Origin of the sequence: Caballeronia sp. (genome assembly GCF_049581465.1) — a bacterium.
GTDB lineage: Bacteria > Pseudomonadota > Gammaproteobacteria > Burkholderiales > Burkholderiaceae > Caballeronia.
This window is the reverse complement of record NZ_JBAUSA010001261.1, coordinates 1-3,181: the sequence shown is the minus strand read 5'-3', so window position 1 is coordinate 3,181 and position 3,181 is coordinate 1. Positions and strand designations below refer to the sequence as shown.

At 62.0% G+C, this 3,181-nt stretch carries 1 protein-coding gene; it reads left to right on the top strand.

What is annotated here, in order from left to right; translation table 11 throughout:
• Positions 1-83: 83 nt before the first annotated feature.
• A partial coding sequence (locus WCA53_RS30590) for an efflux RND transporter permease subunit (protein WP_423920275.1) occupies positions 84-3,181 on the top strand: 3,098 nt, incomplete at its 3' end.

Sequence of the window (3,181 nt, the reverse complement as noted above, 5' to 3'; positions counted from 1 at the left end):
CCGCCAGCCCGCCGCCAGGCGGGCCGCAGCATCTGGCGGCGCGGGAGTCCGACCAGCCCGTGACGAAGTGAGGGGCGGCCGACATGAGCGTCTCCCACTTCTGTATTGACCGCCCGATTTTCGCTACGGTCATCTCGATCGTCATCTCACTAGGGGGCGCGCTGGCCATGCTGGCGCTGCCCATCGCGCAGTATCCCGACATCACGCCGCCGCAGATCACGGTCTCCGCCACCTATCCGGGGGCGAGCGCGGATGTGGTCGCCAACAATGTGGCCGCGCCGATCGAGCAGCAGGTCAATGGCGCGGACAACATGATCTATATGTACTCGTCGAGTTCATCGACTGGCGCCTATACGCTCAATGCGTTCTTCCAGATCGGCACCAACCCGGAACTGGCCCAGGTCGATGTGCAAAACCGTGTGAATCTGGCGCTGCCCCAGCTACCCTCGTCGGTGCAGTCACAGGGTATTCAGGTCCAGAAAAAGTCATCGGCGTTCATGATGGTGATCGCCATCTATTCGCCGAGTAACCGCTACGACGCGACCTATATCGCCAACTACGCCAACATCTATGTGCTCGATGCGCTCAAGCGCATCCCGGGTGCGAACCAGTCGAGTATCTTCGGCACGCCCGACTATGCGATGCGGATCTGGCTGAAACCCGACCGGATGGCCCAGTTGGGCATCACCGCGGCGGATGTGCAACGAGCGGTGGCCAACCAGAACCAGCAGTTCGCGGTGGGGCGCATCGGCCAGGCGCCGACCGGCACGCCGGTCGAACAGTCGTTCGCGGTCACGACTAGCGGAAGGCTGACCGACCCGAGCGAGTTCGATAACATCATCATTCGCGCCGCGAACGGCAGCGCGGCCATCGTGCGGCTGAAAGACATCGGGCGCGCGGAACTGGGCCAGAAGGATTACTCGATCCGCAGCAAGTTCCAGGGCAAGCCGGCCACGGTGATCGCGGTCTATCAGCAGCCAGGCGCTAACGCGCTCGATGTGGCCAAGCAGGTGCGCGCCACGCTCTCCGAGATGAAGAAGTCGTTCCCGGAAGGCATCGACTACGACGTCGCGATGGACACAACGGAGTTCACGCGTGCGTCCATCTCGGACGTCGTCCACACCTTCTTCGAAGCGCTCGTGCTGGTCGTGATCGTGGTATTCGTATTCCTGCAGAGCTTGCGCGCAACCCTGATTCCGGTGCTCGCGGTGCCGGTGTCGATCTTGGGCACCTTCATGGGAATGCTCGCGCTCGGCTTCTCGATCAACATGCTGACGCTGTTCGGCATGGTGCTCGCGATCGGCATCGTGGTGGACGACGCCATCGTGGTGATTGAGAACGTCGAACGCAACATGAACGTTCACAAGCTCAATCCGAAGGACGCGGCCAAGCGGGCCATGGACGAAGTCTCCGGCCCGGTCATGGCGATCGTGCTGGTTCTATGCGCCGTGTTTGTGCCCGTGGCCTTTCTCGCCGGCATCACCGGTCAGTTGTACAAGCAGTTCGCGATCACGATTGCAATCTCGGTGGTGCTCTCGGGGGTGGTCGCACTCACCTTGTCGCCAGCGCTCGCTGCCTTGCTGCTCAAGCCGGGGCACCATGAAAAGCGTGGCTTCTTCAAGTGGTTCGACAATGCGTTCGCGCGAATGACGCTCGGCTACACGAACTGGGTCAAACTGGCGATCAAGCGTTTCGTGGTGGCGCTGCTTCTGTTCGTCGGCATGATCGTGCTAGCGGTCGTCATGCTGCGCGCGATTCCCACGTCGTTTCTGCCTCCGGAGGATCAGGGCTATCTGCTTGGCGCGATCGTCATGCCGGACGCCGCGAGTCTCGATCGCACGGGAGACGTGTCCCAGCACGTCACGGACTACTTCATGAAGCAGCCGGCCGTGAGCAGTGTGACCGTGGTCGATGGGTTCAGCCTGCTCGACAGCCAGAACAAGAACAACGCGGGGACGTTCTTCGTCGGCTTCAAGAGCTTCGACGAGCGCTACAAATTCGCCAACATCAAGACCCAGAACGCGCGGGCCGTACTGATCGACGCGTACAAAACCCTCTCCGAGGTTAAGGAGGGGATCATCCTGCCGGTCAATCCGCCGTCCATTCCAGGCCTTGGCACGACCGGCGGCACCGAGGTATGGATACAGGCCCAGGGCGACGCCACCATCGCGCAACTTGCCCAGGTGGTGGATGACTTTATCGCCAAGGCCAAGGCGCGGCCCGAACTGACGCGGGTGACGTCGACCTTCAATGGGTCAGCACAGCAACTGCTGGCCAACGTGGACCGCGAAAAGTCGGAGACCCTGGGGGTGCCGATCGAGGACGTGTATAGCGCCATGCAGACGATGTTCGGTTCGCTATACGTGTCGCAGTTCAACCGTTCGAGCCGGTTGTGGCAGGTCATCCTGCAGGCCGAGCCATCGTATCGGCTCACGCCGCGGGATCTCGATCAGATCTACGTGCGCAGCAAGACCGATAGCATGGTGCCGCTCAAGGCCGTGGTGACCACGAAGTACGTCACGGGTCCAGATCTGATTACGCGGTTCAACAATTTCCCGGCCGTGAAGATCACGGTCAATGCTGCGCCGGGCTATAGCTCCGGGCAGGTGCTCAGCACACTGGGCGAAGTCGGGGACCAGGTGCTGCCAGCAGGCTATAGCCTTGGGTGGAGCGGCGAGGCGTACGAATCGAAGCAGGCCGGCAGCACTTCGGGGCTCGTGTTCGCATTCGGCCTGATCATGGTGTTCCTGATTCTCGCTGCCCAATACGAGAAGTGGAGCCTGCCGTTCGGCGTGCTAATGGCAGTGCCCTTCGCCCTGTTCGGCGCGTTGCTCGCGATCTTGCTGCGCGGCCTCGAAAACGACGTCTACTTCCAGATCGGGCTGACCATGCTGGTCGCGCTCGCGGCCAAGAATGCGATCCTGATCTTCGAGTTCGCCGTGCTCAACCGCGAGTCGGGCGAGTCGGTGTACGACTCCGCCGTGACGGCGGCGAGCGAACGGTTGCGCCCGATCGTGATGACGTCGCTCGCGTTCATTCTCGGATGCGTCCCGCTGGCTATTGCGACAGGCGCCTCCGCGAACAGCCGCCATTCGATCGGGACAGGCGTGATCGGCGGCATGCTCGGTGCGACGGTGATCGCCGTGTTCTTCATCCCGATGTTCTTCTACTTGCTCGAGAC